The 24,340-nt window shown below is 61.3% G+C and carries 29 protein-coding genes; 14 read left to right on the top strand and 15 right to left on the bottom strand.

The window, feature by feature from the left end:
- The first annotated feature begins 359 nt into the window (after nucleotides 1-359).
- From JYP46_RS05240 to aat, 7 genes are all read left to right on the top strand, one after another.
- A complete protein-coding gene (locus JYP46_RS05240) occupies nucleotides 360-3,332 on the top strand; it encodes an Rne/Rng family ribonuclease (protein WP_206547497.1) in 2,973 nt (990 codons plus the stop codon).
- A 192-nt stretch (nucleotides 3,333-3,524) separates the two neighbouring features.
- The gene (locus tag JYP46_RS05235) at nucleotides 3,525-4,895 is read left to right on the top strand and encodes a M48 family metalloprotease (RefSeq protein ID WP_113155328.1); all 1,371 of its coding nucleotides are present in this window, start codon (nucleotides 3,525-3,527) and stop codon (nucleotides 4,893-4,895) included.
- A gap of 74 nt (nucleotides 4,896-4,969) precedes the next feature.
- On the top strand, nucleotides 4,970-5,737 hold the full coding sequence (locus JYP46_RS05230; protein WP_206547496.1) for a DsbA family protein: 768 nt from the start codon (nucleotides 4,970-4,972) through the stop codon (nucleotides 5,735-5,737).
- A 130-nt stretch (nucleotides 5,738-5,867) separates the two neighbouring features.
- Complete coding sequence (gene aroQ, locus JYP46_RS05225) at nucleotides 5,868-6,311, top strand: type II 3-dehydroquinate dehydratase (protein ID WP_206547495.1); 444 nt, start codon at nucleotides 5,868-5,870, stop codon at nucleotides 6,309-6,311.
- 21 nt (nucleotides 6,312-6,332) lie between these two features.
- The gene (gene accB, locus JYP46_RS05220; RefSeq protein ID WP_206547494.1) at nucleotides 6,333-6,803 is read left to right on the top strand and encodes an acetyl-CoA carboxylase biotin carboxyl carrier protein; all 471 of its coding nucleotides are present in this window, start codon (nucleotides 6,333-6,335) and stop codon (nucleotides 6,801-6,803) included.
- 16 nt (nucleotides 6,804-6,819) lie between these two features.
- Nucleotides 6,820-8,163 (top strand): acetyl-CoA carboxylase biotin carboxylase subunit, encoded by a 1,344-nt coding sequence (gene accC / locus JYP46_RS05215; RefSeq protein ID WP_113155331.1) that lies wholly within the window; start codon nucleotides 6,820-6,822, stop codon nucleotides 8,161-8,163.
- 123 nt (nucleotides 8,164-8,286) lie between these two features.
- Entirely contained in the window at nucleotides 8,287-8,907 is a 621-nt protein-coding gene (aat, locus tag JYP46_RS05210; RefSeq protein ID WP_206546268.1) for a leucyl/phenylalanyl-tRNA--protein transferase, read from the top strand.
- 34 nt (nucleotides 8,908-8,941) lie between these two features.
- Here aat and JYP46_RS05205 read toward each other — a convergent pair whose 3' ends face one another.
- Nucleotides 8,942-9,370 carry a DUF2155 domain-containing protein gene (locus JYP46_RS05205; protein WP_206547493.1) on the bottom strand — a complete coding sequence of 143 codons (429 nt, stop codon included), beginning with the start codon at nucleotides 9,368-9,370 and terminating at the stop codon, nucleotides 8,942-8,944.
- Between the two features lie 113 nt (nucleotides 9,371-9,483).
- Nucleotides 9,484-9,882, bottom strand: a complete 399-nt coding sequence (locus tag JYP46_RS05200) for an NADH:ubiquinone oxidoreductase subunit NDUFA12 (protein WP_113155334.1) — start codon at nucleotides 9,880-9,882, stop codon at nucleotides 9,484-9,486.
- Nucleotides 9,883-9,935: 53 nt separating this feature from the next.
- On the opposite strand from JYP46_RS05200, the gene JYP46_RS05195 reads away from it, so the two are divergent.
- Nucleotides 9,936-10,166, top strand: coding sequence for a hypothetical protein (locus JYP46_RS05195; RefSeq protein ID WP_206547492.1), 231 nt, complete (start codon nucleotides 9,936-9,938; stop codon nucleotides 10,164-10,166).
- 95 nt (nucleotides 10,167-10,261) lie between these two features.
- Here the strand turns inward: JYP46_RS05195 and JYP46_RS05190 are convergent, their stop codons facing one another.
- Entirely contained in the window at nucleotides 10,262-10,768 is a 507-nt protein-coding gene (locus JYP46_RS05190) for a GNAT family N-acetyltransferase (RefSeq protein ID WP_206547491.1), read from the bottom strand.
- A complete protein-coding gene (gene gatB, locus JYP46_RS05185; protein WP_206547490.1) occupies nucleotides 10,761-12,263 on the bottom strand; it encodes an Asp-tRNA(Asn)/Glu-tRNA(Gln) amidotransferase subunit GatB in 1,503 nt (500 codons plus the stop codon). Before gatB ends, JYP46_RS05190 begins: the two co-directional genes overlap by 8 nt.
- A 310-nt stretch (nucleotides 12,264-12,573) precedes the next feature.
- Between gatB and JYP46_RS05180 the strand changes: the two genes are divergently transcribed.
- Nucleotides 12,574-12,831, top strand: coding sequence for a YjhX family toxin (locus JYP46_RS05180; RefSeq protein ID WP_113155337.1), 258 nt, complete (start codon nucleotides 12,574-12,576; stop codon nucleotides 12,829-12,831).
- 36 nt (nucleotides 12,832-12,867) lie between these two features.
- Here JYP46_RS05180 and JYP46_RS05175 read toward each other — a convergent pair whose 3' ends face one another.
- Nucleotides 12,868-13,299, bottom strand: coding sequence for a CBS domain-containing protein (locus JYP46_RS05175; RefSeq protein ID WP_206547489.1), 432 nt, complete (start codon nucleotides 13,297-13,299; stop codon nucleotides 12,868-12,870).
- 95 nt (nucleotides 13,300-13,394) lie between these two features.
- Complete coding sequence (locus JYP46_RS05170) at nucleotides 13,395-14,159, bottom strand: rhomboid family intramembrane serine protease (RefSeq protein WP_206546273.1); 765 nt, start codon at nucleotides 14,157-14,159, stop codon at nucleotides 13,395-13,397.
- A gap of 402 nt (nucleotides 14,160-14,561) precedes the next feature.
- Here JYP46_RS05170 and JYP46_RS05165 point away from each other — a divergent pair, with 402 nt between their 5' ends.
- Nucleotides 14,562-15,200 (top strand): PAS domain-containing protein, encoded by a 639-nt coding sequence (locus JYP46_RS05165; RefSeq protein ID WP_113155340.1) that lies wholly within the window; start codon nucleotides 14,562-14,564, stop codon nucleotides 15,198-15,200.
- 91 nt (nucleotides 15,201-15,291) lie between these two features.
- Nucleotides 15,292-15,909 carry a PilZ domain-containing protein gene (locus JYP46_RS05160; RefSeq protein WP_113155341.1) on the top strand — a complete coding sequence of 206 codons (618 nt, stop codon included), beginning with the start codon at nucleotides 15,292-15,294 and terminating at the stop codon, nucleotides 15,907-15,909.
- Nucleotides 15,910-16,068: 159 nt separating this feature from the next.
- Here JYP46_RS05160 and JYP46_RS22080 read toward each other — a convergent pair whose 3' ends face one another.
- Nucleotides 16,069-16,206, bottom strand: a complete 138-nt coding sequence (locus tag JYP46_RS22080; RefSeq protein WP_222473917.1) for a hypothetical protein — start codon at nucleotides 16,204-16,206, stop codon at nucleotides 16,069-16,071.
- A gap of 228 nt (nucleotides 16,207-16,434) precedes the next feature.
- Here JYP46_RS22080 and JYP46_RS05150 point away from each other — a divergent pair, with 228 nt between their 5' ends.
- On the top strand, nucleotides 16,435-17,049 hold the full coding sequence (locus JYP46_RS05150) for a transglutaminase-like cysteine peptidase (RefSeq protein ID WP_113155342.1): 615 nt from the start codon (nucleotides 16,435-16,437) through the stop codon (nucleotides 17,047-17,049).
- Nucleotides 17,050-17,248: 199 nt separating this feature from the next.
- Here the strand turns inward: JYP46_RS05150 and JYP46_RS05145 are convergent, their stop codons facing one another.
- Both JYP46_RS05145 and JYP46_RS05140 read right to left on the bottom strand, forming a co-directional pair.
- Nucleotides 17,249-17,776 carry a gamma carbonic anhydrase family protein gene (locus JYP46_RS05145; protein ID WP_206547488.1) on the bottom strand — a complete coding sequence of 176 codons (528 nt, stop codon included), beginning with the start codon at nucleotides 17,774-17,776 and terminating at the stop codon, nucleotides 17,249-17,251.
- A 72-nt stretch (nucleotides 17,777-17,848) separates the two neighbouring features.
- The gene (locus tag JYP46_RS05140) at nucleotides 17,849-18,169 is read right to left on the bottom strand and encodes a DUF6949 family protein (RefSeq protein WP_206547487.1); all 321 of its coding nucleotides are present in this window, start codon (nucleotides 18,167-18,169) and stop codon (nucleotides 17,849-17,851) included.
- A 179-nt stretch (nucleotides 18,170-18,348) separates the two neighbouring features.
- Here JYP46_RS05140 and JYP46_RS05135 point away from each other — a divergent pair, with 179 nt between their 5' ends.
- Entirely contained in the window at nucleotides 18,349-19,017 is a 669-nt protein-coding gene (locus tag JYP46_RS05135) for a hypothetical protein (protein ID WP_222473916.1), read from the top strand.
- Between the two features lie 101 nt (nucleotides 19,018-19,118).
- On the opposite strand, the gene JYP46_RS05130 is transcribed toward JYP46_RS05135, so the two are convergent.
- The gene (locus JYP46_RS05130; protein ID WP_113155346.1) at nucleotides 19,119-19,325 is read right to left on the bottom strand and encodes a DUF3126 family protein; all 207 of its coding nucleotides are present in this window, start codon (nucleotides 19,323-19,325) and stop codon (nucleotides 19,119-19,121) included.
- A 303-nt stretch (nucleotides 19,326-19,628) separates the two neighbouring features.
- Entirely contained in the window at nucleotides 19,629-20,465 is an 837-nt protein-coding gene (gene cysE / locus JYP46_RS05125; RefSeq protein WP_113155347.1) for a serine O-acetyltransferase, read from the bottom strand.
- A gap of 108 nt (nucleotides 20,466-20,573) precedes the next feature.
- On the opposite strand from cysE, the gene JYP46_RS05120 reads away from it, so the two are divergent.
- The gene (locus JYP46_RS05120; RefSeq protein WP_206547485.1) at nucleotides 20,574-21,374 is read left to right on the top strand and encodes an enoyl-CoA hydratase/isomerase family protein; all 801 of its coding nucleotides are present in this window, start codon (nucleotides 20,574-20,576) and stop codon (nucleotides 21,372-21,374) included.
- A 21-nt stretch (nucleotides 21,375-21,395) separates the two neighbouring features.
- Here JYP46_RS05120 and JYP46_RS05115 read toward each other — a convergent pair whose 3' ends face one another.
- From JYP46_RS05115 to JYP46_RS05100, 4 genes are read right to left on the bottom strand one after another with little or no spacing between them, the layout of a single operon-like run.
- Complete coding sequence (locus JYP46_RS05115; RefSeq protein WP_206547484.1) at nucleotides 21,396-22,265, bottom strand: alpha/beta fold hydrolase; 870 nt, start codon at nucleotides 22,263-22,265, stop codon at nucleotides 21,396-21,398.
- On the bottom strand, nucleotides 22,252-23,016 hold the full coding sequence (locus JYP46_RS05110; RefSeq protein WP_206547483.1) for an alpha/beta fold hydrolase: 765 nt from the start codon (nucleotides 23,014-23,016) through the stop codon (nucleotides 22,252-22,254). Before JYP46_RS05110 ends, JYP46_RS05115 begins: the two co-directional genes overlap by 14 nt.
- A gap of 24 nt (nucleotides 23,017-23,040) precedes the next feature.
- Nucleotides 23,041-23,568: a DUF192 domain-containing protein gene (locus JYP46_RS05105; protein ID WP_206547482.1), complete on the bottom strand. Its 528-nt coding sequence runs from the start codon at nucleotides 23,566-23,568 to the stop codon at nucleotides 23,041-23,043.
- Nucleotides 23,569-23,602: 34 nt separating this feature from the next.
- Complete coding sequence (locus tag JYP46_RS05100; RefSeq protein WP_113155352.1) at nucleotides 23,603-24,199, bottom strand: cold-shock protein; 597 nt, start codon at nucleotides 24,197-24,199, stop codon at nucleotides 23,603-23,605.
- Nucleotides 24,200-24,340 lie beyond the last annotated feature (141 nt).

Raw genomic sequence — 24,340 nt, 5'->3', positions numbered from 1 at the left:
AAACCCGAACGGGTGGTGATTCAAGAGGAATTTTTCAGGGCCTTCCTCAAGCATGGAAGCCCTGGCTTCAGGAAACGGCCGGACCATCACTGTCCGCGCCGGCTCTACATGAGCAAAAGCTGGCCCGCAAAATCGGGCCTTGGTTGAAACGGTTCTGCCGGGCGATGGAATGGCATCAGGCGCAATTGGAACGAGATCCGGATTGAAACGCACCGCAAGCTCGGTGCTCCGGCCCAATTTGGCGCGGCCTTCAACGCCGGCGAGCCTCAGATTATCCGGCACAGATTGTCACGTTGGCTTGCGGCTACGCCCGTCGAGCCCGGCCCGACAATCTTTCCTTGCCGGGGAGACAAGTATTTATGCCAAACAAAATGCTGATAGATGCCTCCCATCCGGAGGAAACGAGGGTTGTTGTCCTTCGCGGTAATCGCATCGAAGAGTTTGATTTCGAATCTCAGGATAAGAAGCAGCTTCGCGGTAATATTTATCTGGCACGCGTCACACGCGTCGAACCTTCCCTTCAGGCAGCCTTCGTAGAGTATGGTGGCAACCGGCATGGCTTTCTCGCTTTCAGCGAAATCCATCCCGACTATTACCAGATCCCCGTAGCCGACCGTCAGGCGCTTCTGGAGGCCGAAGCCGCAGAAGCCAAGGCCGATGACGACGACGAAGACAGCGAGCCCCGCCAGGCACAGAAAGGCGGACGCAAGCGCCGCCGCGCCAGCACCCGCAAGAAGACCGCCCAGCAGGACGACGCTTCCCAGGACGAGGCTGCACAGGAAGAGGACGGCGACAGCGACGCCGTTGCCGAGGCGCAGCCTGAAGCCGGGGCGGACGCCGACGCGGTTTCCGACGACGATGCCGACACTGCGCAGGACGCGGACGGCGAAGACAAGCCGCAGGCCATGGCTGCAGAGGCCTCTGCCGACGTGGTTTCGGAAGAGCCGCGCAGCCGGCGCTCGCGCCGCAGCCGGTCCGATGACGATAACAATGGCAACGACGACGAAGACGACGTCGACACGGTTGGCGCTGACGATGCGATGGAAGAAGCGCAGCCCTCGCGCCGCGCCGCCCGCAAGAACTACAAGATCCAGGAGGTCATCAAGCGCCGCCAGATCCTGCTCGTTCAGGTCGTCAAGGAAGAGCGCGGCAACAAGGGCGCCGCACTGACCACCTATCTGTCGCTGGCAGGCCGCTACTCGGTTCTGATGCCCAACACCGCACGCGGTGGCGGCATTTCCCGCAAGATCACCAATGTGCAGGACCGCAAGCGCCTCAAGGATGTCGTGAAGCACCTGGAAGTGCCGCAGGGCATGGGCGTGATCCTGCGCACCGCCGGTGCAAACCGCACCAAGGCGGAGATCAAGCGCGATTACGACTACCTGATGCGCCTTTGGGAGAAGGTTCGCAGCCTGACGCTTGAATCCACGGCCCCCGCCCTCGTCTACGAGGAAGGAAGCCTCATCAAGCGGTCGGTGCGCGACCTCTACAACAAGGACATCGGGGAAATCCTGGTGGCCGGTGAGGAAGGGTATCGCGAGGCGAAAGACTTCATGCGCATGCTCATGCCGAGCCATGCCAAGGTCGTTCAGCCCTATCGCGACGTGACGCCGATCTTTGCCGGCAATGGCATCGAGGCGCAGCTCGACCGCATGCTGCAGCCGCAGGTCACGCTGAAATCCGGCGGGTACATCATCATCAACCAGACCGAGGCTCTGGTGGCGATCGACGTGAACTCCGGCCGTTCGACGAAAGAGCACTCGATCGAGGACACCGCGCTCCAGACCAATCTGGAAGCGGCGGAGGAAGTGGCGCGTCAGTTGAGGCTGCGCGACATGGCGGGCCTGATCGTGATCGACTTCATCGACATGGAGGAGAACCGGAACAACCGGGCGGTCGAGAAGCGCCTCAAGGAATGCCTCAAGAACGACCGCGCCCGCATCCAGGTTGGCCGCATCTCGCATTTCGGCCTTCTGGAAATGTCGCGTCAGCGCATCCGGGCAAGCGTTCTGGAAAGCACCATGCAGCCCTGCCCCCATTGCGGCGGCACGGGACACATCCGCTCCGATTCGTCGGTGGCGCTCTATGTGGTGCGTTCCATCGAAGAGTACCTGCTCAAGGACGCGCGCAACGACATCGCCGTGCGCACGCCGGCGCAGACCGCGCTCTATCTGCTGAACCACAAGCGCTCCAATCTGGTCGAGATGGAAAACCGCTTTGGCGTGACCATCACGGTCGAGGCGGATGACAGCGTGGGTTCGCAGCATTTTGCGATCACCAAGCAGCAGCCCGCCGACAAGTCGGGAATGGAGCAGCCGGCAGCCCCGCAGGCGGCGCCCGCACAGGTGGTTGAAACCCCTGCCCCCGCACAGGAAGCCGAAGCCGGTGAGGATGGCGAACCGCGCAAGCGTCGCCGCAAGCGCAAGCGCCGGGGCGGCCGCAACCGCAACAATGGCGGCGCCGAGGGTGCAGAGCAGAATCAGGATCAGAACGCAGATCAGATGCCAGGCGACGACGATGCCGTCGCAGCTGCGGCTGAGGATGACGCAGCAGTTTCCGAGGATGCAGCCGAGACGAAGCCGGCAGAAGCCGGCGAAGGCGAGCGCAAGAAGCGCCATCGCGGGAAGCGTGGTGGCCGCAGGAATCGTCGCGACAGCGATACGCAGGAAGCCCAGGCCGAGGGCGACGCCTCTGTAGAGGCAGACGTTTCCGAGGACGCTCCGACCGCGGAAGGCGCAGAAGCCCCGCAGGCGGCGGCAGCAGCCGATACGCCGGTTGTTGCCGATGAGGCTCCGGCAGCTGTACCCGAGGCGCAGGCCGCCGCACCCGAGGCAGGGACAGAGGCGGAGGCTTCTGCCGAGGCAACGGATGCGCCCGCCGAGGAGAAGCCTGCTCGCAAGCCGCGCCGCCGCACCCGCAAGGCTGCTGCACCGGCTGAAACCGCGCCTGCCGAGACAGCCGACGAAGCGGCTCCAGCCGTAACGGAAGAAGCGGCAGCCGAGGAAAAGCCTGCCGAAGAGGCAGCCGCTGAAGAAAAGCCGGCTCCTAAACGGCGTCGCACGACCACGCGTCGCAGCACCGCCAAGGCCAAACCGGCTGAAGACAAGCCAGCCGAAGACAAGCCGGCTGCGGAAGAAACGGTTGCCCCGGAAGCCGCCGAAGAGGCTCCCAGCGAGGCAGCACCGGCCCAGAAAGCGGTCGACGAAACGGTCGAAGAGCCTGCCAAGGAAGAAGTCGCCGTATCTTCGGAACCGGTTGTCTCCTCTTCCGAACCGGCAGAGAGCGATCGCCCCCGCAAGACCGGCTGGTGGCAGCGCAAGAGCTTCTTCTAGAGGAGCGTGCGCCGGCTTCTAAAGCTGGAGCATTTGGAACACCGAAAACTGGAAGGCCGGTGCATTGCGCCGGCCTTTTTGCATTGGCGACACGGCAAGAGCACAGATCAAAACTCCATGATCGAAGACTGTTGTGCCTTCCCATTGCCCTTATGCTCGTCTACCAATTCGGCAATGCTTGAGAGAGACACCATGGTTCACAGGATTATCGCGCGGGCAGCCACGCTCTTCATGCTGGCATCCTATCTGATTGTCGTTTCGGTGCCGGCTTCGCAGGCGCAGGGGCGTGTGACCGTCGTTCGTGACGCGGAAATCGAGGCTCTTGTTACCGAATATGCCGCCCCGATACTGAAGGCGGCCGGTCTGTCCCGTTCGGGGATCGACATCATTCTCGTCAACAATCGCAGCTTCAACGCCTTCGTGGATGGGCGACGCATCTTCATTCACACCGGCGCTCTGACACAGGCTGAAACGCCCAACGAGATCATCGGCGTGATCGCTCACGAAGCCGGGCATATCGCGGGCGGACATCAGGAGCGTCTGCGCCAGCAGCTGAAGCGTGCGCAGACCATGGCCATCGTGTCGGCGCTGATCGGCATTGGCGCAGGCGTTGCAGGTGCAGCAACGGATACGCGCGGTCTGGCTTCGGCCGGTGTCGGCATGGCTGCCGGCGGTGCGGAAATGGCGCGGCGCGGCCTGCTCGGCTATCAGCGCTCCGAAGAGGTGACCGCCGACCGCACGGCCATCGATTATCTCAACAAGACCGGCCAGTCGGCCAAGGGCATGCTGACGACGTTCGACCGTCTGGCGGGCGGCCTGGCGCTCGCAGGCGTCAATGTCGATCCCTACCAGATCAGCCACCCCATGCCGCGCGAGCGTATCGCCAATCTGGAAGAGCTTGCGCGAAAGAGCCGCTTCTACGACCGCAAGGACCCGGCGCAGCTTCAGCAGCGCCATGACATGATGCGCGCAAAGATTGCCGCGCATACGGAAGGCGCGCAGGCCGTACAGCGGCTGTTCAGGCAGGACCCGCGCGGCATTCCCGCCATGTATGGCGACGCGATTGCCACCTTTCTCACCGGAAATCCCCGCACGGCACTCCAGAAGGTCGATGCACTGATCTCCAAAATGCCCCGCAATCCCTATCTGCAGGAGCTGCGCGGTGACATCCTCATCAAGGCGAACCGCCCGAAGGATGCAGCCAATGCCTATGCCAGGGCGTTATCGCTTGCTCCGGGCACGCCCGGACTGCTTCAGGTGGGCTATGGGCAGGCGCTTCTGGCGACCGGTCAGCCGGACCTCGTGAAGAAGGCGGCATCGGAACTGCAGACCGGGCTTTCGCGTGAGCCGGAATTCGCCAATGGCTATCGCTACCTTGCCCAGGCCTATGGTCAGTTGGGTGACATCGCCAATGCGGAGCTTGCTTCAGCAGAGGGCTATTTTCATGCCGGCCAGTATCGCGATGCGAAGCTTTTCGCCATCAGGGCGCAGAAGCGCATGAAGCGCGGCTCGCCCGGCTGGCTGCGCGCGCAGGACATCATTCAGTACAAGGCTCCCGGTTGATCGGTGAACCTTTCGCCCCAAATGGGCCACACAACAAACAGATATCCTCAATTCAGATGAAATCGGATTTGATCATGACTCTTTCCAGCAAACTCCGCGCCCTTACGGCGGCAACCGCCCTCTTCCTGCCCGCCATGGTGCTCGGCAATGTCGCGCAGGCATCGGACGGCGCAGCGCTCGGCAAACCGGAAGTCGAACAGATCGTGCGCGACTACCTGCTCGAAAACCCGGAAATCCTGCTCGAGGTTCAGGCAGCACTCGAAACCAAGCAGCGCGAGCAGCAGGCCGAGGCCCAGAAGACGGTGCTGCAGGATCGCAAGGATGATCTCCTGAACAGCCCGCATGACGGCGTGATCGGCAATCCGGAAGCCCAGGTCACCGTGGTCGAGTTCTTCGATTACAATTGCGGCTTCTGCAAACGCGCCATGGCCGACATGCAGGCGCTGCTCGAAGAGAATGACGATGTGCGCTTCGTGCTCAAGGAATTCCCCATCCTCTCCGCAGAATCGCGCGAGGCCCATGTGGTTTCCATGGCCGTTCAGGCGACCGCGCCCGAGAAATACGCCGAGTTCCATCAGCAGCTGATGGGTTCGGAATCCCGCGCCGATGGCGAACTGGCCATGTCGATTGCGACCGGCCTTGGTCTTGATGAGGCAGCACTTCGCAAGGAAATGGAAAATCCGGAGATCCAGAAGGCTTTCGCGGAAACCTATGAACTGGCGAATCAGCTTGCGGTTACCGGAACGCCCGCCTATGTGGTCGGAAACGAGGTTGTGTTCGGCGCGCTGGGCAAGGATGTGCTCGGCGAAAAGATCGAACAGGCCCGCACGGAAAGCAACTGACGCGCACGCCGGAAGCCTCCGGAGCGCTCTGTGGACAGAGAAAGAAGCCCCTTGCCATCTTTGCGGTACGGTCTAAGCCCTCTATAGAGGAGCTTGTGATGGTGCCGCAAAAGGGCCAGGGGACGATTTTATGGCGAAAACAGTCTTCATTCTGAACGGGCCCAATCTGAATGCGCTCGGCAAGCGCGAACCCGGCATCTATGGCGGCGACACCCTTGAGGACGTCGAGAAGAACTGCCGGGACAAGGCGGCTTCACTTGGAATGGACATTGAGTTTCGCCAGTCCAATCACGAGGGCGACCTCGTTGACTGGATCCATGAGGCCGGCCAGAAAGCTGCCGGCATCGTCATCAATCCCGGCGCCTATGGGCACACGTCGATTGCATTGCATGATGCGATCCGTGCGGTGAGCCCGCTCCCGGTGATTGAGGTGCACATTTCCAACATTCATGCCCGCGAAGCGTTTCGCCACGTTTCGATGATTGCCCCGGCGGCAAAAGGCATGATTTGCGGATTGGGCACAATCGGTTATGTACTCGCGCTGGATGCGCTGGCCGCACACCGGCCGGATTGAGACAAAAGCAGGACAAAACACATGTCGACAAAAAAGACGGGGGTCGATCAGCAACTCATTCGCGAGCTTGCGACGATCCTGAACGACACCAATCTGACGGAAATCGAAGTCGAGCAGGATGACCTGCGGATTCGCGTGGCCAAGCAGGGCGCAGTCGCCGTGCAGAGCTATGCCGCTCCGGCACCCGCCCCCGCGCCCGCACCGGCTGTGCCGGCCCCGGCCGCGGCTGAAGAAGCCAAGAAGAGCCCGGCCGATTCCAAGAATGCCGTTCCTTCCCCGATGGTCGGCACCGCCTACAAGTCTCCCGCGCCCGGCGCGAACGCCTTCATCGAAGTCGGCCAGTCCGTGAAGGAAGGCCAGACGCTTCTCATCATCGAAGCGATGAAGACCATGAACCAGATTCCCGCGCCCCGTTCCGGCACCGTGACGGCGATCCTCTTCGAGGATGCGCAGCCGGTTGAGTTCGGCGAGCCGCTGGTCGTCATCGAATAGTCCGGGGCAGGCGCGCATGTTTCACAAGATCCTCATCGCCAATCGCGGCGAAATCGCCCTGCGCGTACTGCGCGCCGCCAAGGAGCTCGGCATCCAGACCGTAGCCGTGCACTCCACGGCGGACGCGGATGCGATGCATGTGCGCCTTGCCGACGAGAGCGTATGCATCGGGCCGCCGCCCTCGCGCGACAGCTATCTGAACATTCATCAGATTCTGGCCGCCTGCGAGATCACCGGCGCCGACGCCGTGCATCCGGGCTACGGCTTCCTTTCGGAAAACGCCAAGTTCTCCGAAATTCTGGCCGCACACAATCTCACCTTCATCGGCCCCTCGGCCGACCACATCCGCATCATGGGTGACAAGATCACCGCCAAGAAGACGGTGAAGGCCCTTGGCATTCCCGTGGTTCCGGGCTCCGATGGCGCCGTGACCGACGATGTGGAAGCCAAGCGCATTGCCGCCGATATCGGCTATCCGGTGCTGATCAAGGCATCGGCCGGCGGCGGCGGACGCGGCATGAAGGTTGCGCGGACCGAGGCAGATCTTGCCGAGGCGCTCTCCACCGCCCGCACAGAAGCGGGTGCGGCCTTCGGTGACGACGCGGTGTATATCGAGAAGTATCTCGAAAAGCCGCGCCACATCGAGGTTCAGGTGATGGGCGACGGTGCGGGCAACGCGATCCATCTGGGTGAACGCGACTGCTCGCTGCAGCGCCGTCACCAGAAGGTGTGGGAAGAGGCCAACTCGCCTGCCCTCAATGTCGAGCAGCGCAACCGCATCGGCGAAATCGTCTCCAAGGCCATTGCCGATCTCGGCTATTCCGGCGCGGGCACGATCGAGTTTCTCTACGAGAATGGCGAATTCTACTTCATCGAGATGAACACCCGCCTGCAGGTGGAGCATCCGGTGACGGAAGCCATTACCGGCATCGATCTGGTGCATGAGCAGATCCGCGTCGCTTCCGGCGGTGGACTGTCCTGCACGCAGGATGAGGTGCGTTTCGAGGGCCATGCCATCGAGTGCCGCATCAATGCGGAAGACCCGCGCACCTTCACCCCCTCGCCGGGCACGATCACGCATTTCCATACGCCGGGCGGTCTTGGCATCCGCGTCGATTCGGGCGTCTATTCGGGCTACCGCATCCCGCCTTACTACGACAGCCTGATCGGCAAGCTGATCGTGCATGGACGCAACCGCGTCGAGTGCATGATGCGTCTGCGCCGCGCGCTGGACGAGTTCGTCGTCGACGGCATCAAGACCACGCTTCCGCTGTTCCAGGATCTGGTCGGCAACCCCGATATCGCCAATGGCGATTACGACATCCACTGGCTGGAGAATTACCTGGCGAAAACGAGCTAGAGTTTCGGTTACCCCGTTTCTCTGTCAGTGATTGAGATCGCCCTTTGTGCGTCCAGTGGACGCCGGGCGATCCAAAGCTCGCCGCCCCATGTGATTCTCCGGCGATCTGGCCGGTTGAGCACGATGGCACGACCTTTCGCACCAGGATTTCGGATCCCTCCGGATCTTCTTCTTCGCGCTTACGCCACCGGGGTTTTCCCGATGGCGGAAAGTGCCGATGACCCGGAGGTTTTCTGGGTGCGGCCGGAAATGCGCGGGGTCATCCCGCTCGATTCCTTTCACATCCCCAAAAGCCTCGCCAAGACGCTGCGCCGCGCGCCCTTCCGTATCGCCTTTGATACGGACTTTGAGGGCGTCATAGAAGGCTGTGCAGAGGCGCGACGCGACACCGACGACACATGGATCAACGCGCCCATCCGCGAAGCCTACGGGCTTCTATTCGAGAACGGGCACTGCCACACGGTGGAAGCTTGGACGGATGAAGGGCTGGTGGGCGGGCTCTACGGCGTCACACTTGGCCGCGCCTTCTTCGGCGAGAGCATGTTCTCGCGCCAGACCGATGCCTCCAAGGTCTGCCTTGTGCATCTGGTCGAGCGCCTGCGCGAACGCGGCTTCACATTGCTCGACACGCAGTTCACAACCCCGCACCTAAAACAGTTCGGCGCGATCGACGTGCCCCGCAGCCGTTATGAGCAGATGCTTCAGGACGCGCTGCAAAAGGGCGAAGCGCGCTTCAGCCCCTGAGAGTCCGCGTCGATGGAGATCAGTAGGGTTTCACTCAGTCCGCGTCCGGCGGCGGGACTTCCGTGTCTTCCTTGCAGGCCTTGAGCCACACGTCGTAAACCGCGTGCTCGACGGCATTGAGCCCCGGGCTTTCGGCCAGCATCCAGCCGGTGAAGATGCGGCGGATCTCACGGTCCAGCGTGATCTCGTCCACTTCCACGAAAGCGTCGGTGCGCGGCTCCTCGGTCTCCTCGGAGCTGTAGCAGACGCGCGGCGTCACCTGCAGAGCGCCAAACTGGACGGTCTCATGCATATAGACGTCGAAGGAGATGATGCGGCCGGTAATCTTGTCGATGCCGGTGAATTCGGCCACCGGGTGCTGCAAACGCTCTGCCTGCGCTGGCAGGGCGGCGAGCGTCGCCATTCCCAGTCCCAGCGCTGCAACAAGCCTGAAACCGGCTTTCTTCTTGTGGCCTGAATTCATGTGGCTCGACACCCGTCCTGTTCGCTTGTCATCCGGGATAGACCGGTGGAATCACCAAGTCCATGGGAAGGCGCACAACTAATGTTAAATTGTGGCGAGAACAGCGCGCGGCTTCAACCGCCGGGCGTCCACGCATCATAGTCGCCGGTCACGCGCGGGCGCTCCTTGCCGGTCGCAATCGATCCCTGCGGACGATAGGCGGCGGGGGTGCCCGTGAGATTCGGCTGATGCGGCTTCTGCCATTCGCGCGGCGTGTAGTTTTCGTTCACCGGCGCAACATCGACACGGTGGTGCAGCCAGCCGTGCCAGCCAGCGGGAACCAGAGACGCATCGGAAATGCCGTTATAGATTACCCAACGGCGCGTGCGCCCTTCGGAATCCTTGCCGCCTTCGTAATAGATGTTGCCGAACTCGTCTTCACCGACGCGCGTGCCTTTGCGCCACGTGTGGAAGCGGGTGCCCAGTGTCTGGCCATTCCACCAGGTGAAAAACTGAAGCAGGAACTTCTTCATGGCGTCCTCAAGTCGCTCGCTATCATCGTTCGAGATGGCTCGTGAGTTGCGTTATGGCGTCCGCATCGCCAGAAGGCAAGGCCCGTTACGGATTGCTCAAAGTTCATTTCATCGCATTCGCCGTATCACGGCTGTTTTCGGGCCGGCAAAGGGGTTTTGCCCCTCACCTGTCTCATGCCTGGAAAAGCCGGAAGCGCGGCGAGGACGTGGTTTCCGAGGACCGGATGGAGCGCGCCTTCCGCGCAGCTGTCAAAGCCCACGCCTGTTACCGCAATGAGACCTGATGCGCGCGAATGCCGCAAGAGGGATAGCCGGCTGACAAAAGGATTCGGTCTCGAATCAGCGTCGCCCTGCGTCCGGGGACGCCTGAGGCCCTTCCCTAAAGCAGCCTGCGGTAGATCAAGGCCGGGATATCGAAACCGGCGCTGCCGCAATCCTCGCTCTGGCCCATCTGCTCAAATCCCAGATGCTCATAGAAGCCACGCGCCCGGCCATTGGCCTCTTCCACCTCAAGCGTGATTTCGCGCGCCTCGGGAAAGCAGATCGCCACCTCGTCGAACAGGGCCTGACCGATGCCGCGCCCCTGGCAGGCCGGAAGCACGTAAAGCTGATGCAGTTTTATGGATTTGCCTTCACGCTCGGCGACGGCGAAGGCCACACCGCCGATATCGCTGCCATTGTCTGCCAGAACAAATTCGGAGTGCGGCTGTTTCAGCCGCGCCCTCAGGGCCTCGATGGAGTGCCAGGCATCGGTGATCTCGTCCACACGCTCGCGGCCATAGATCGCATCATAGGTGTCGTGCCAGGTTTCCACGAGAAGCGCCCGCACGGCCGGCAAGTCGCGCTCACCGGCCGTGCGGACAAAATAACCGCCGGCATCAATCATCGATGCCGAGCTTTTCCTTCACCAGCGCGTTGACCGCCTGCGGGTTGGCCTTGCCACCGGTGGCTTTCATCACCTGACCGACGAACCAGCCGGCCAGCGTCGGCTTGGCCTTGGCCTGCTCGACCTTTTCCGGGTTGGAGGCGATGACTTCGTCAACGGCCTTCTCGATTGCGCCGGTGTCGGTGACCTGCTTCATGCCGCGCTCATCGACGATGGCGACCGGGTCGCCCCCCTCGGTGAATACGATCTCAAACAGATCCTTGGCGATCTTGCCGGAAATCGTGCCGTTCTTGATCAGGTCGATGATCGCGCCGAGCTGGTCAGCCGAAACAGGGGTCTCGTCGATCCCCTGCCCGGCCTTGTTCAGCGCGCCGAGCAGATCGTTGATGACCCAGTTGGCGGCAGCCTTGCCGTCACGTCCCTTTGCAACCTTCTCGAAGAAGTCTGCCGTAGCCTTCTCGGCAATCAGGACCGAAGCGTCATACTCGGACAGGCCGAAGGCTTCGATGAAACGCGCCTTCTTCTCATCCGGCAGCTCCGTGAGGTCGGCTGCAAGCGCATCCACATAGGCCTGATCGAATTCCAGCGGCACCAGATCCGGATCGGGGAAGTAGCGATAATCGTGCGCTTCTTCCTTGGAGCGCATGGAGCGCGTCTCGCCCTTGGCCGGGTCGAACAGGCGGGTCTCCTGATCGATGGAACCGCCATCCTCGAGAATCGCGATCTGGCGACGGGCTTCCGATTCGATGGCCTGACCGACAAAACGCACCGAGTTCACATTCTTGATCTCGCAGCGCGTGCCGAATTCACCGCCCGGCCGGCGCACGGACACGTTCACGTCGGCGCGCATGGAGCCTTCGTCCATGTTGCCGTCGCAGGTGCCCAGATAACGCAGGATGGTGCGCAGCTTGGTCAGGAACGCCTTGGCCTCGTCCGCAGAACGGATATCGGGCTTGGAGACGATCTCCATGAGCGCGACGCCCGAGCGGTTGAGATCCACATAGGACATGGTGGGATGCTGGTCGTGCATCGATTTGCCGGCATCCTGCTCCAGATGCAGGCGCTCGATGCCCACTTCGATTTCCTCAAACGAGCCGTCCTTGGCGGGGCCGACGGAAACCGTCACCTTGCCCTCGCCGACGATCGGCTGCTTGAACTGCGAAATCTGGTAGCCCTGCGGCAGGTCCGGATAAAAATAGTTCTTGCGGTCGAAGACCGAGCGCAGGTTGATCTGCGCTTTCAGGCCAAGGCCCGTGCGGATTGCCTGCTTGACGCAGACCTCGTTGATGACGGGCAGCATGCCGGGCATGGCCGCATCCACGAGGGAGACATTCGCATTGGGGGCAGCACCGAAAGTCGTCGAAGCGCCGGAGAACAGCTTTGCTTCAGACGTTACCTGGGCATGGATCTCCATGCCGACGATGATTTCCCAGTCGCCGGTAGCGCCGGAGATGAAACGCTTGGGATCGGGCGTGCGTGTATCGATGAGTGTCATGGTTTCACGGTGCCGTGCAGTCGGATGGTTCGGAATGGACTGCCGCATTCGCTAGACCAAACATACCCGCGTGGCAAGCCAAGCGCTTTATTCCGGCCACAGTTTGCGTTATGAAATGCAGCATCAACGGAGTTTTTATGTCCAACTATCTTGAGGCCCGGTAGGGCCCCGAACCTGAACCAACACAGGGTCGGGGCGAGAAAACCTTGAAACCCTGCGCCATCGCAAGGCGGCGCAGCGATGTTTGCCGGCCATTTGGCCGGTGGTTTTCCCATTGGTTCGCGCCAGTGGTTTTCCAGGACTTCAAGATATGGATATTTCGCGCGCAGAGCAGCGCATCCTGCACATATTGGCGCAGGGCGGCCGGATCGTCATCGAAAAGGACGAGCAAGGCCAGATTCTCGAACTGAACTGCATCACACGTGACGGCTGGCAGTTTCCCGGCCTTGACCTGACACTGTTCAGAAAAATCAAACGTAAACGGGCAATCCAGTCGCGCAACAGCGGTCCCTACCGCATCACGCGCCGCGGCCTTCAACTGGTCCGCTCACAACTCGATAACCGTTAAAACAAAAGAGGCTGCCGAAAGGCAGCCTCCGTCTTTTCAGGCGGTCGCGATGTAGCTGCGAATGTCTTCGGCCTCGCGCTCGACCTCCTCGATGCGCTTTTTCACGATATCGCCGATCGAGATGATGCCGGCAATCTTGCCGTTCTCTTCCACCGGCAGGTGCCGGAAACGGCCTTCAGTCATGATCTGCATGACCTCGTTGACCGTGTTCTGCTCATGGCAGCGGCGAACTTTTGCGGTCATGACCGCAGAAACTGGCTGTTCAAGCATGTCGGCGCCATCGCGCCCGATCACGCGCACAATATCGCGCTCCGACAATATACCTGCGATACGCCCGTCGGGCTCCGTCACAACGACGGCACCGATACCGCGTTCAGACAAGAGCTGGGCGGCCTCCGCCAGCCTCCTGTCCGGACCGATGGTGACCACATTGCGCCCTTTGGCGTCCAGAATGGCCTTCACCGTCATGGCAATCTCCTTCTTCTGGCAACAGGGCAATGTTGCGCCGTGAAAGAGCGCTTTGCAAGTAGACGAATGCTTATGCCGTCGTCGAAATCCTGCCCTTAGGAAGGGAAATCAGCCTGACGCCGCGCGGGCGGGCGATCAAAGAACTGGATGCCGAAGAAACCCAGGAGAAAACCGCCGATATGGGCTTCCCAGGCGATCTGGGGACCGTTGACCACGGTGCCGCTCATCAGGCCCGTCACCACATTGGCCACCATCCAGACGCCAAGGAACACCACGACGCTGCGCGATTTCACGACCAGGGAGACAGGAAGCACCGGCCCGGTGAAGGCCGGCTTGGGCTGTCGCCGATCCACCCGGAACGCAAAGCGGGCTGCAGCCCCCATCATCGCGGAAATGGAGCCGGACGCGCCAACAAGCGGCACTGCCGAGGATGGATAGAGCAGGTAATGCAGCCCGACGGCGGCAAGCGCGCCTGCCACCCAGAACAGGACGAAACGCGCACTTCCGATGCGGTTGGCAAGCGGAGACCCGAAGGCGGCAAGCCAGATCATATTGACCAGAAGATGCCCCCAACTTCCATGCAGGAAGGAATAGGTGACGGGGCTGATGAAAGCGTAGGTGTCGAGCGCAAACTGCCCGCTATAGCGGATCGGCAGAAACGCGAAATGCACCATCAGCCAGATCTGCTGATCAATGCTCATCCAGAATGTCTCGATGGCAAAAATTGCAACGCAGATCAGGCCGAGGACCGTGACGGCCGGCGCCAGGTTGAACACCGGCTCCCTGCCATCACCGCCGTTCCGCTCAAACCCATTTTCGGATTCCGCTTCAGGAATCGCCCGCTCTTCATCTCTGTTCATGATTTTGCGTAGCAGACCCGCGGAAAAGAAAAAAGCCGCTCAGGATGAACCTGAACGGCCTGGTCGAGCCCCCACTCCGGCTTTCGTGTGAAAGACCGGCCCCGGCCCGTCAGTTGGAGCATCGGGCGCCCCCGCTACTCCCTCAATCATTCAGATCGTCCTTCAGGCGTCCACGGGGACGCATGGCGATCTGGTTGATTCGGTCTTGCTAACGGCCGGACACTGCCACCGGCCCGAAACCCGCGCAATCTAAACCCTTTGTTAACCCTAACAGAGCGGCTGCGCGAACAACCCCCATCGCTTTGGCACGCATCCTGCACCCATCCACATGTCGCTATTGAAAATGCCTGCACCTGTCCGCCTATGGGACAGGCCCGGGCCGAGAGTAAGGAGCCAAGAGGCATGAAACATGATGGTTCGGTGACGTTGTTCCAATATTGGAACAGGTTGCGTGGCAACCGTCCGGCCCCCAGGCGCACGGAAGTCGAGCCGGCAGAGATCAAGACACTGCTGGCCGATACGTTCATTCTGGAACGCGATGCGCGCGGCGAAGCCGTGTTCCGCCTCGCTGGCACCCGGCTGTGCGCCACATTCGGAAAGGAACTCAAGGGCCTCTCCTTCGCCTCCCTGTGGCCGGGCCGTGATCAGGCCGTGGTCGGCAAGCTTGCGCGCAGCGTGTTCGACATGAAATCCGTGGTGGTTCTTTCCTTTGCGGGACGCAACAGGAGCGGCGATGCCGCAGCCTTCGAGCTTCTGCTTCTGCCGCTTGAAGGCGGCATGGAAAGCCCGCGCGCCATGGGCTCGCTGCTGGCCTGCCACAAGCCTTTCTGGCTTGGCGCAGAACCAATCGTGGAATGTGAAGTCACCTCGCTGCGGATCATCGACGCCGACCGCGAGCCCTCTCTCCTGAAGAACCGGCCAGCCGTCCAGGTGCCGCCACTGGTGCCGGAGCGCCGCTCCATCACCGACAGCCTCATCGAACCCGGCCAGGGCCGCCGCTTCCGCCATCTCGTGGTTTTCGACGGTGGGCGCAACGAATAGTTGCCCCTTACCGGTTATTAACGGATCAGGCGTAGTGTCTCGCTGCCCCATGGGCCAGCTGGAATCTTCAGATCGAAGGGCGCAAGACACGATGAGAGCGGCGATCAACCGATCCCCATCAGACGATGAAAGACGCAGCTTTCAGCGCGTCAAGGTGTCGATCTATGGCCGCTTCATGCTTGAGGATCGCAGCGAACACCCCTGCCGGGTGACAGACATGTCACCGGGCGACGTTTGCCTGATCGCACAGCATTCAGGCAGGCAGGGCGAGCGCGTGATCGCCTATCTCGATCATATCGGCCGCATTGAAGGCGAAGTGATCCGCGTCAACCGCGACGGTTTCGCCATGACGGTTGTTGCTTCCGAGCGCAAGCGCGACAAGCTTGCGGCCCAGCTTACATGGCTTGCCAACAAGCACGAGCTGGACCTGCCGGAAGATCGCCGCCACGAGCGTATCGCACCACGCAACCCGATCAGCGTTCTGCGCCTGCCGGACGGCCGCGAATATCGCTGCCGCATCATCGACCTGTCTCTTTCCGGCGCAGCCGTGGAGAGCGAAGTGCGGCCTGAACGCGGAACGCAGGTTCATCTTGGCACGATGCGCGGACAGGTGGTGCGCCATTTCGACGATGGCGTCGCCATCGAGTTCGCAAGCATCCAGAACCGTCAGGCGCTGGAAGCAGAGTTCTCGCTGCCGACGGAAGCCTGACCGCTGCATTCGTAACAGCGGCCTAAGCGCCCAGACGCGTCGCCAGCTCTGCAAAATCCGAGACGATCACATCCCAGTCCCGTTCTGCGACCAGATCGCGTGATGATCCGCTGCCATATTCCAGCGGACGCGGGAACGCGCGAGGGGTCGATACCCGGATCAGGAAGGATCGCTTCCAGTTTTTCCCGATGCAGGACATCCAGCCGTACGAAGGATCGCCGCCTCGCGCGCCACACCTTCGCGCCAGTCCACCACCGTGCCGAATACATCGAACACCAGAGCCTTCACACCATTCATGCCGCTCTCCTCTCCATCGTCGATCCGCCCGTGAAGTGCGGCGCGAACCGAGCGCCGTGACGCCTTCGAATTTCATTACAATTTTAGACAAATTTTATTCAAATATAATTCGATTTTTATATTGATTAGATCAAAATACAAATAGAATTTAGCGCGATTTATACTTCGCACTTTTGCCTGAAATAAATTCCCCTGTGTCATTGTCCTCTCAAACGGGGAGACAAGACTATGGGGCATTCAAAGAGCGCACGGCTGATCGCGGCCGCCGCACTTGCATTCGGGGCGTTCACCACGGGGGCGTTCGCCACACCCAATTTCATGAAGACCGGTGGCTTTACCAGCCAGCCGATCGGTCACTATGAACTTTGCCAGCGCGAGCCGGTCGAGTGCAACCAGACAACGGCGCGCCCGCGCCCGGTGAAGCTGACGCGCGAGATGTGGAAAGCCATGATCGACGTCAACAATGCGGTGAACTCAACGGTTCTGCCGCGCACCGACATGGAGATGTGGGGCGTGGAAGAGTACTGGTCCTACCCGACGGCCTATGGCGACTGCGAGGACTATGTTCTTGAGAAGCGCCGCCGCCTGATGGCAGCCGGCGTGCCTGCCGGCAATCTGCTGATCACGGTGGTGCGCCAGCCCAATGGCGACGGCCATGCCGTTCTGACCGTGGTCACCAATATGGGCGATTTCATTCTCGATAATCTGGAAGCCCGCGTCTCTTTGTGGGGCGATACGGATTACACCTATCTCAAGCGCCAGGCCGCTTCGCATTCGGGCAAGTGGGTCAACATCAACAACGGACAGCCCGTCGCCGTTGGCAGCGTCGCTTCGAGCCGCTGATCTTTCAACAACATGTATGGGCGCAATCCAGTGAACGCGCCCATGTCTTTCTGAACACCAACGGAGAACGCCGCGCTCCCGATCTTCGGACCGGCGGCATCCGTTGCGGGACACCCGGTCGAGTCCCCACCTCCCCGTCCCCAACGACCGGGTCAGGAGCCGGCCCACCCCATGGGTCGGCTCCACCTTTTTCGGGAACTCAGACTTCCTTCAGCTCCACAGAAAAGCGCTGACCGTTCTTCACATAGTGATCGGCAGACCAGCGGAGCCCGCGCACCGCTTCCTCATCCAGTTCACGCACGACCTTGGCAGGCGAACCGACGATCAGCGAATTATCGGGAAATTTCTTGTTCTCGGTGACGAGCGCGCCGGCCCCGACCAGGCAGTTCCTGCCGATCTCGGCACCATTGAGCACCACCGCGCCCATTCCGATCAGGCTGTTTTCGCCGATCCGGCAACCATGCAGGATCGCGCGGTGCCCGACCGTGCAGCCGCGCCCCACGACCAGCGGAAAGCCCATATCCGTGTGAAGCACGGAATGTTCCTGAATGTTGGTGTCTTCGCCGATATCGATCAGCTCATTGTCACCGCGCAGGACAGCGCCGAACCAGACACCCGCATTGCGTCCGAGCCGCACACGCCCGATCAGCGAGGCGTCCGGCGCGATCCAGTTTGTGTCCCTGTCCTCGAACTGCGGGCTCTCGCCCTCCAACGCATAAATCGGCATGAAAAACTCCCGGTAGATTAAGGCGGCACACTACAACACGCGGGCGGGAATCAGAATCTGCATTTCGCCACTTCAAATCCGCCCGACAGCCAGCACCGCCTCGATAACAACCACACCGGTCGCCGTCACCCATAATCCGGACGTGAAAGCCGCACCCGCCAGCGCGCCATGCCCGATCAACCTCTGCCTGTGGCTTGCGAGCGCTTCACGCAGGAAAACGACCGGTCCCACGCACAGCATGACCGCGAGGGATCGCAAAACACGCCGACGAACGATGAAGGGCGACTGGAAGCGCACACGCCTGCCGGTCAGAAGCTCAAAGAGACTTGAAAAGAGACCGCAAAAGACAAGTCCGGCGACAAACGCCGCCCCGCAAAGCCAGATATGGACCATGTCTTTACGCTCCATTTACCATAAGAACCCAAGGTCAATACAACCTTTGAGGCAAACTTTGTGCCGATTCCCGTGTCTCGCATCGAGACACAAGCGAGGATCTGAAACTGGCGACCGAAAACGACATCAGCGCTGCCAACACATCTGCCGCCGTGCAACAAAACCGGTTTGCGCGCCGTGTGTTTCAGTTCTTTCTGCTGCTGCTGGCGCTTTCCATCGGCATCCTGTTTGTCGGCCAGTGGTATGGAGACACGCTGTCGGAAGCCGGTCACACCGCATCCACCAAGCCCCGCGAGATCGTCATCGGCAACAATGTGCTGACATTTCCGGAAAACATGATCCGCTTCAAGGCTGCACGGCAGGATGGCGTGAGACAGCGCCTGGATGTCTATATGGTCTGGCCCGAACTCGAGGGCTATTCGCCTGACAGAAGCGATGATTTCAACCATGTGGACGGATCGCGGCGCATCCTGTTTGTGACATTCGAGGAACAGATGATGTCACGCGACATGAGCAACCGGCTTGAACCCGTCTACCGGCAGGTGATCGAGGCGCACTCGGTTGGCGGACCGGAGAGCATTCGCTTTCACCGCTTCAAACAGGGCTCGGGCTATGAGGGCGAAGTGCTTGCGGTTTCGGCCTCAGAACCGGGGGAAGAACCCTTCGTGGCGCGTTGCCTGACAGGAACTGCGGCGCGGGAGGCGCTCGCGCCGTGCGAACGCGACATCAACCTGGGAAACCGGCTGAGCATGACCTACCGCTTTCCCGCCTCGCTGCTCGGCCAGTGGCGGCTTCTGGACAAGGACATTCGCCGGAAGGTCGCAGAGCACATCAAGACCCCGCTGTAAGCCCCCTTTGACAGAAAAAAGCCCGCATGCGACAGCGCATACGGGCTTTCGAATTCACGCCGCCGCGCCAAAAGCGCCTGCATGCGTCTGGCCGAAACGGCTCAGAGGTCGATGTCGAGAATGGCCATCGAGAAATTGTAGGAGAGCTCTCCCTCTTCCTCATCCTTGAAGACGATGCCGAGGAACTCGTCACCAAGATAAAGCTCGCAGGAATCATCCTTGCGCGGACGCGCCTTCACGGTCAGCGCATCATTGTTGAAGGTACGTTTGAAATACGCTTCGAGCTTTCGGATCTCTTCGGGCTTCAAGAAACATCTCCAGTGCCTGGCGCATCGTGTGAAACCGGACCGGTTTCGGGACAGCACGACGCACAGCTTCAGATTTGATGCAGACCTGCCGGATATCCGTACGAACACCCGGTAGCCCTGCTGTGATCGCGGCGCTTCTGACATGAGGCCAGCGCCACTGTAAACCCTGAAACCGGGATTTCAGCCGTAAAGCCTCTGCGGGTCAACAGACGTTTTTGCTGCGAACAGTCACCAGTCGTGATGCCGGGAAACCTCCCTGCCCTGACAAAATAGAGATGAGCTGAATGAGCGCCGCAGACGCGCTCAGGACTGACCGTGCAGGATCTGGTCCATGGAGCGGGACGGCTCGCTGCAGCCCGACTCACCAACGACACGCGCCGGCACGCCGGCAACGGTCTTGGCAGCCGGCACATCGTTCAGCACGACAGAGCCCGCCGCAACGCGTGCGCAATGGCCGACCTCGATATTGCCGAGGATCTTCGCTCCAGCGCCGATCAGCACGCCATGGCGGATTTTCGGGTGCCGGTCGCCCGTTTCCTTGCCGGTGCCGCCCAGCGTCACCGCATGCAATAAGGACACATCGTCTTCGACAACCGCCGTCTCACCGATGACCACGCCGGTTGCATGGTCGATGAAGATGCCCTTGCCCATCCGCGCACCGGGATTGATGTCCGTCTGGAAGACGGCCGACGAGCGGCTTTGCAGGTAGAGCGCGAAATCCCTGCGTCCCTCCTTCCACAGCCAGTGCGCCAGACGATGGGTCTGGATGGCGTGGAAGCCCTTGAAATAGAGCACCGGCATCAGAAAACGGTCGCAGGCCGGATCGCGGTCGTAATAGGCCTGAATGTCTACACGCACAGTAGTGCGCCATTCAGGCTCGGCATTGAGCATGGCGTGGAAAGTCTGGCGGATCAGGTCCGCGCCCATGTCGGGATGATCGAGCCGCTCGGCGACCCGGTGCACGACCGCGCTTTCCAGATCGTCATGATTGAGGATCGTCGCATAGAGAAAGGCCGCAAGCAGCGGATCATTGGCGACAGCGGCCTCCGCCTCTTCACGGACCGCGTACCAGATCGGGTCCACCGGTTGAGGCGCGCTTTTGCCGGAACTGCGTTCACGGATAGCGTTGCGAGCGTTCATCGATTTCTCCGCCAGAGGCCTAACCTTGCCTTAAAGCCAAACATACGTCAGAAGCCAAGGTAATTGAACCGCAAAAAACTGTGACAGCAGCTACAGGAAAATTGATGCATGACGGTCCAATCGCAGCAAAATGAGGCAGGTTTACGTGTTTCCCGCTCGAATGGCATCGCGACCATTCTGATCTCCCGGGAAGCAAAGATGAACGCGATATCACAGGCCATGTGGCGATCGATGATCGATCTGGTCGCCGAACTGGAGGCCGACGACACGGTGCGCGTTCTGGTTCTGCGCGGCGCGGGCGACAATTTCTGCGCGGGCGCGGATGTTTCCGAGTTCGACACGGTGCGGCGCGATGCGGAAACCGCGCGCAGCTACGAAATGCTGAATGCCGGCGCGTTTGCAGCCATTCGCAACACGCATCTGCCGACCATTGCGGCTATCTCCGGTGTCTGCTTCGGCGGCGGCTTTGGCCTTGCTGCGGCCTGCGACCTGCGGATTGCCTCGCCCGATGCGCTCTTTTCAGTACCGGCAGCGCGGCTCGGCCTTGCCTATCCGGTGGAGGCGATGGGCGACATCGTGGCCACGGCAGGCGCACAGATGGCGCGCTACCTCACCTTTTCCGGCGCGCGGATCGATGCGGCGCGCGCCCGCGAATGCGGGTTCCTGCTGGAGGTCGTGCCTTCTGACGTGCTGATCAGCCGGGCCACGGACCTTGCAGCAACCATTGCCCGCAATGCCCCGCTTTCCATCCGCGCATCGAAGGTTTCGATTTCGGCGGCGCTGACCTGCAACACGCAGGAAGCCGAACGCGCTCAGGGGCTCGGCGACATCACGTTCGAAAGTGCGGATTATGCGGAAGGCCGGCGCGCATTTCGCGAGCGGCGCCCACCGCATTTTGCAGGACACTGACCGGCCTGACCGCGAAATGCTCTAGGCCGCCTCGTCGCGGCCCAGGAACTTCAGGATCTCGGTTGCGAAAACATCGTTGCGGTCGCCGGCCACCATGTGCCCGGCCCCGCCGACATCCACATAGGAAGCGGCAGGCGCAAGGGAAACGAACTCCCGGGCATGCGCTTCCTGCACCAGTTCCGAACGCATGCCACGCACCAAAAGCACCGGCAGGCTCAATTGCGGCAGGCCCGCAAGCAGCTCCTGCATCAGCGCTTCCGCACCATAATTGATGCTCTCGGCTCCCTTGATGAAGGCGGGGTCCCAGTGCCAGCGATAGCGGCCATCCTCATCCTGCCGCAGATTCTTGCGCAGGCCCTCCAGCGAGCGACGCGGCGCGCGGTGCGGCAGATAGGCAGCGATTGCATCGGCAGCCTCTTCAAGCGATGCGAAGCCCTCTTCCATGCGCGCGCCCATGAAACCCTGGATCTTGTTCACCCCTTTGGGATCAAGGCGCGGCGTGATGTCGACAAGCACGAGCGCATCAAGAAGCGGCCCGTCCCGCATCTCCGCTGTCAGGGACGCCAGACCGCCAAGCGACGCGCCAACGGCTGATGGCCTGATGTGAAATCGCTCATGAACCTGACGGAAGATGGCAGCGGCATCCTCGCCATAATGGTGAAACCCGTAGCGGCCGCTTTCGACCCACGCGCTCTCGCCATGGCCGCGCTGGTCGACCGAGATGGCGCGCATGCCGCGCTCGGCCACTTCACACGCCGTGGCGTCCCAGGCGCGCCGTGTCTGCCCGCCGCCATGCAGGAAAACGACGGGCTGCCCGCCGCCATCCCAGATGTCGCCGGTCAGCCTGTTGCCTTCGGCCCCGACAAAGGAAATCGCCTTACGTTCGATCAAGAGGGTGCTCCTCTAGAAACGCCAGCGCGCGCGCCTTGAATGTCCGGTCGCCCACCGCCAGCATGTGGTCCCGTCTTTCAATCGCAAATGCCGTGCCGTTAGGCAACAGATCGGCCAGCCCTTCGGGCGAACCGGCAATGTCATCGACGGTGCCAACGGCAACCAGCGTCGGCAGGGCAATCGCCGCGGCGTCTTCGGCGGTCAGGAGCTCGCGGGACGTGGCGATGCAGGCGGCGAGCGCAATGCGGTCGCTCTTTGTCTGATCGGCGAATTTGCGGAACATCTGGCCGCGCTCGGAGGTGATGCTATCGGGATCATCGGCAAGAAGCGCTTCGGCTATCTCGTCCCACTCTCCAACGCCGTCGATCATGCCGCGCCCAAGCCCGCCAAGAATGAGCGTGGCGACCTTCTCAGGGTGCTCAAGCGCCAAAAAAGCGGAGATGCGCGCGCCCATGGAATAGCCCATCACATGCGCCTTCTCGATGCCCAGATAATCGAGCAGAGCGGCTGCATCACCCGCCATCTTACCGGGCGTGTAATCCGCCTTGTCATGGCTCTTGGCAGATTTTCCGTGGCCGCGATTGTCGATCGCGATGACGCGGAAGCCCGCATCCCGCAGGGTCTTCACCCAGCCCGGCGCAACCCAGTTGACGAAATGCGTGGAGGCAAAGCCGTGAATGAGGAGAATGGGATCGCCCTGGCCTTCATCGATGAAAGCGAGCTCGAACCCGTCATGGAGGAAAGACTTCATTTTCCGGAAAATCGCCCTTGCTGACTATTGGGCGCCGGCGGCCTCTATGCGCGGATGGCGCAAACGGTCACCGACCTCGATCCCCGTCTTCTGCGCGGTTCCGGCGACCAGTTCAAGCACGAATTGGGATTCGACGTCCGGCGAGATGGAAGCGGTGGAGAACGGCGTGCCGGGCGCAATCGCCCGAACCGTGCCATCAGCCGCCACGAAAAGAAGATCAAGCGGCAGCGGTGTGTTCTGCATCCAGAACCCCTGACGGCCCTCTGCCGGGAAGATGAAGAGCATGCCGCGATCCTGCGGCATGGACTGGCGGAACATGAGCCCACGCTGACGCTCATGCGCCTCGTCGGCAATTTCGATGTCGAAACGCACCTCGCCCGCCGCCGTGACCGCGACAAGCGGTTCAGGATCGACCGGCAGGCGCATGGCCGATCCCTGTGCAAAAGCGCCAGCGGCGAGAAAAATAAGGAAAACAGACGCGAGAAACGCCTTCAGGACACGCTGGCTCAACGAACGAAAAGCCTCAACCGGCTGGAAGGAAAAATGCGACATTGGCGGCACTCTCGTGAAAAGGGCCGCGCAATGATCAGTGCGCGGCATTCAGCGTGCCAAGATCGGGGTAGACTTCGGCAGCCATAAGGCCTTTTTCACCGCGCCCGAAGCGCACCAGCACAACCTGGCCGGGGCGCAGCTCCGTCACGCCGTAGCGGCGCAGCGTTTCCATGTGGACGAAAATATCCTCGGTCCCCTCGCCGCGGGTCAGGAAGCCGAACCCCTTGGTGCGGTTGAACCATTTGACGAGCGCACGCTCCAGACCGCTTTCTGCGGCCACAGTGACATGCGTCCGAGGCTCCTGATCCTCACTCGGGTGCACCGCAGTCGACAGGTCGATGGAGACGACCTTGAAGGCCTGAAGACCCTTGTCGCCCTGTCGGGCGAGGCATTCGATCCGTGCGCCTTCCAGCGCCGTCTGGAAGCCGTCCTTGCGCAGGCAGGTTACGTGAAGTAGCACATCTCCATGCTCTTCGTCGTCCGGGAGGATAAAGCCATAGCCCTTCGCCACGTCAAACCACTTGATCGCGCCGGTGATCTCCACCAGCTCAATGGCTTCCGTGGCGTCATCCGCCGTTGGCGCCGTACCGCCAGCCTCGTACCTCTTGGTTGTCGAGGACTTGTCGTCCATCCCATCAAGCCTTTTTTCAAGTCCGCCCGACTCACTGTGTAGTTCGAAGATAGCATTTGCGCTTTGTGGCATAGCAAGACCCAGTTTCTGATTTTCAACAACAGGTGAAAACAACTGGATTTGAAGGTCTTCGGCAGTGCG

The organism is Nitratireductor aquimarinus, from assembly GCF_017255295.1.
GTDB lineage: Bacteria > Pseudomonadota > Alphaproteobacteria > Rhizobiales > Rhizobiaceae > Nitratireductor > Nitratireductor aquimarinus.
This window is presented reverse-complemented; position numbering and strand designations above follow the sequence as displayed.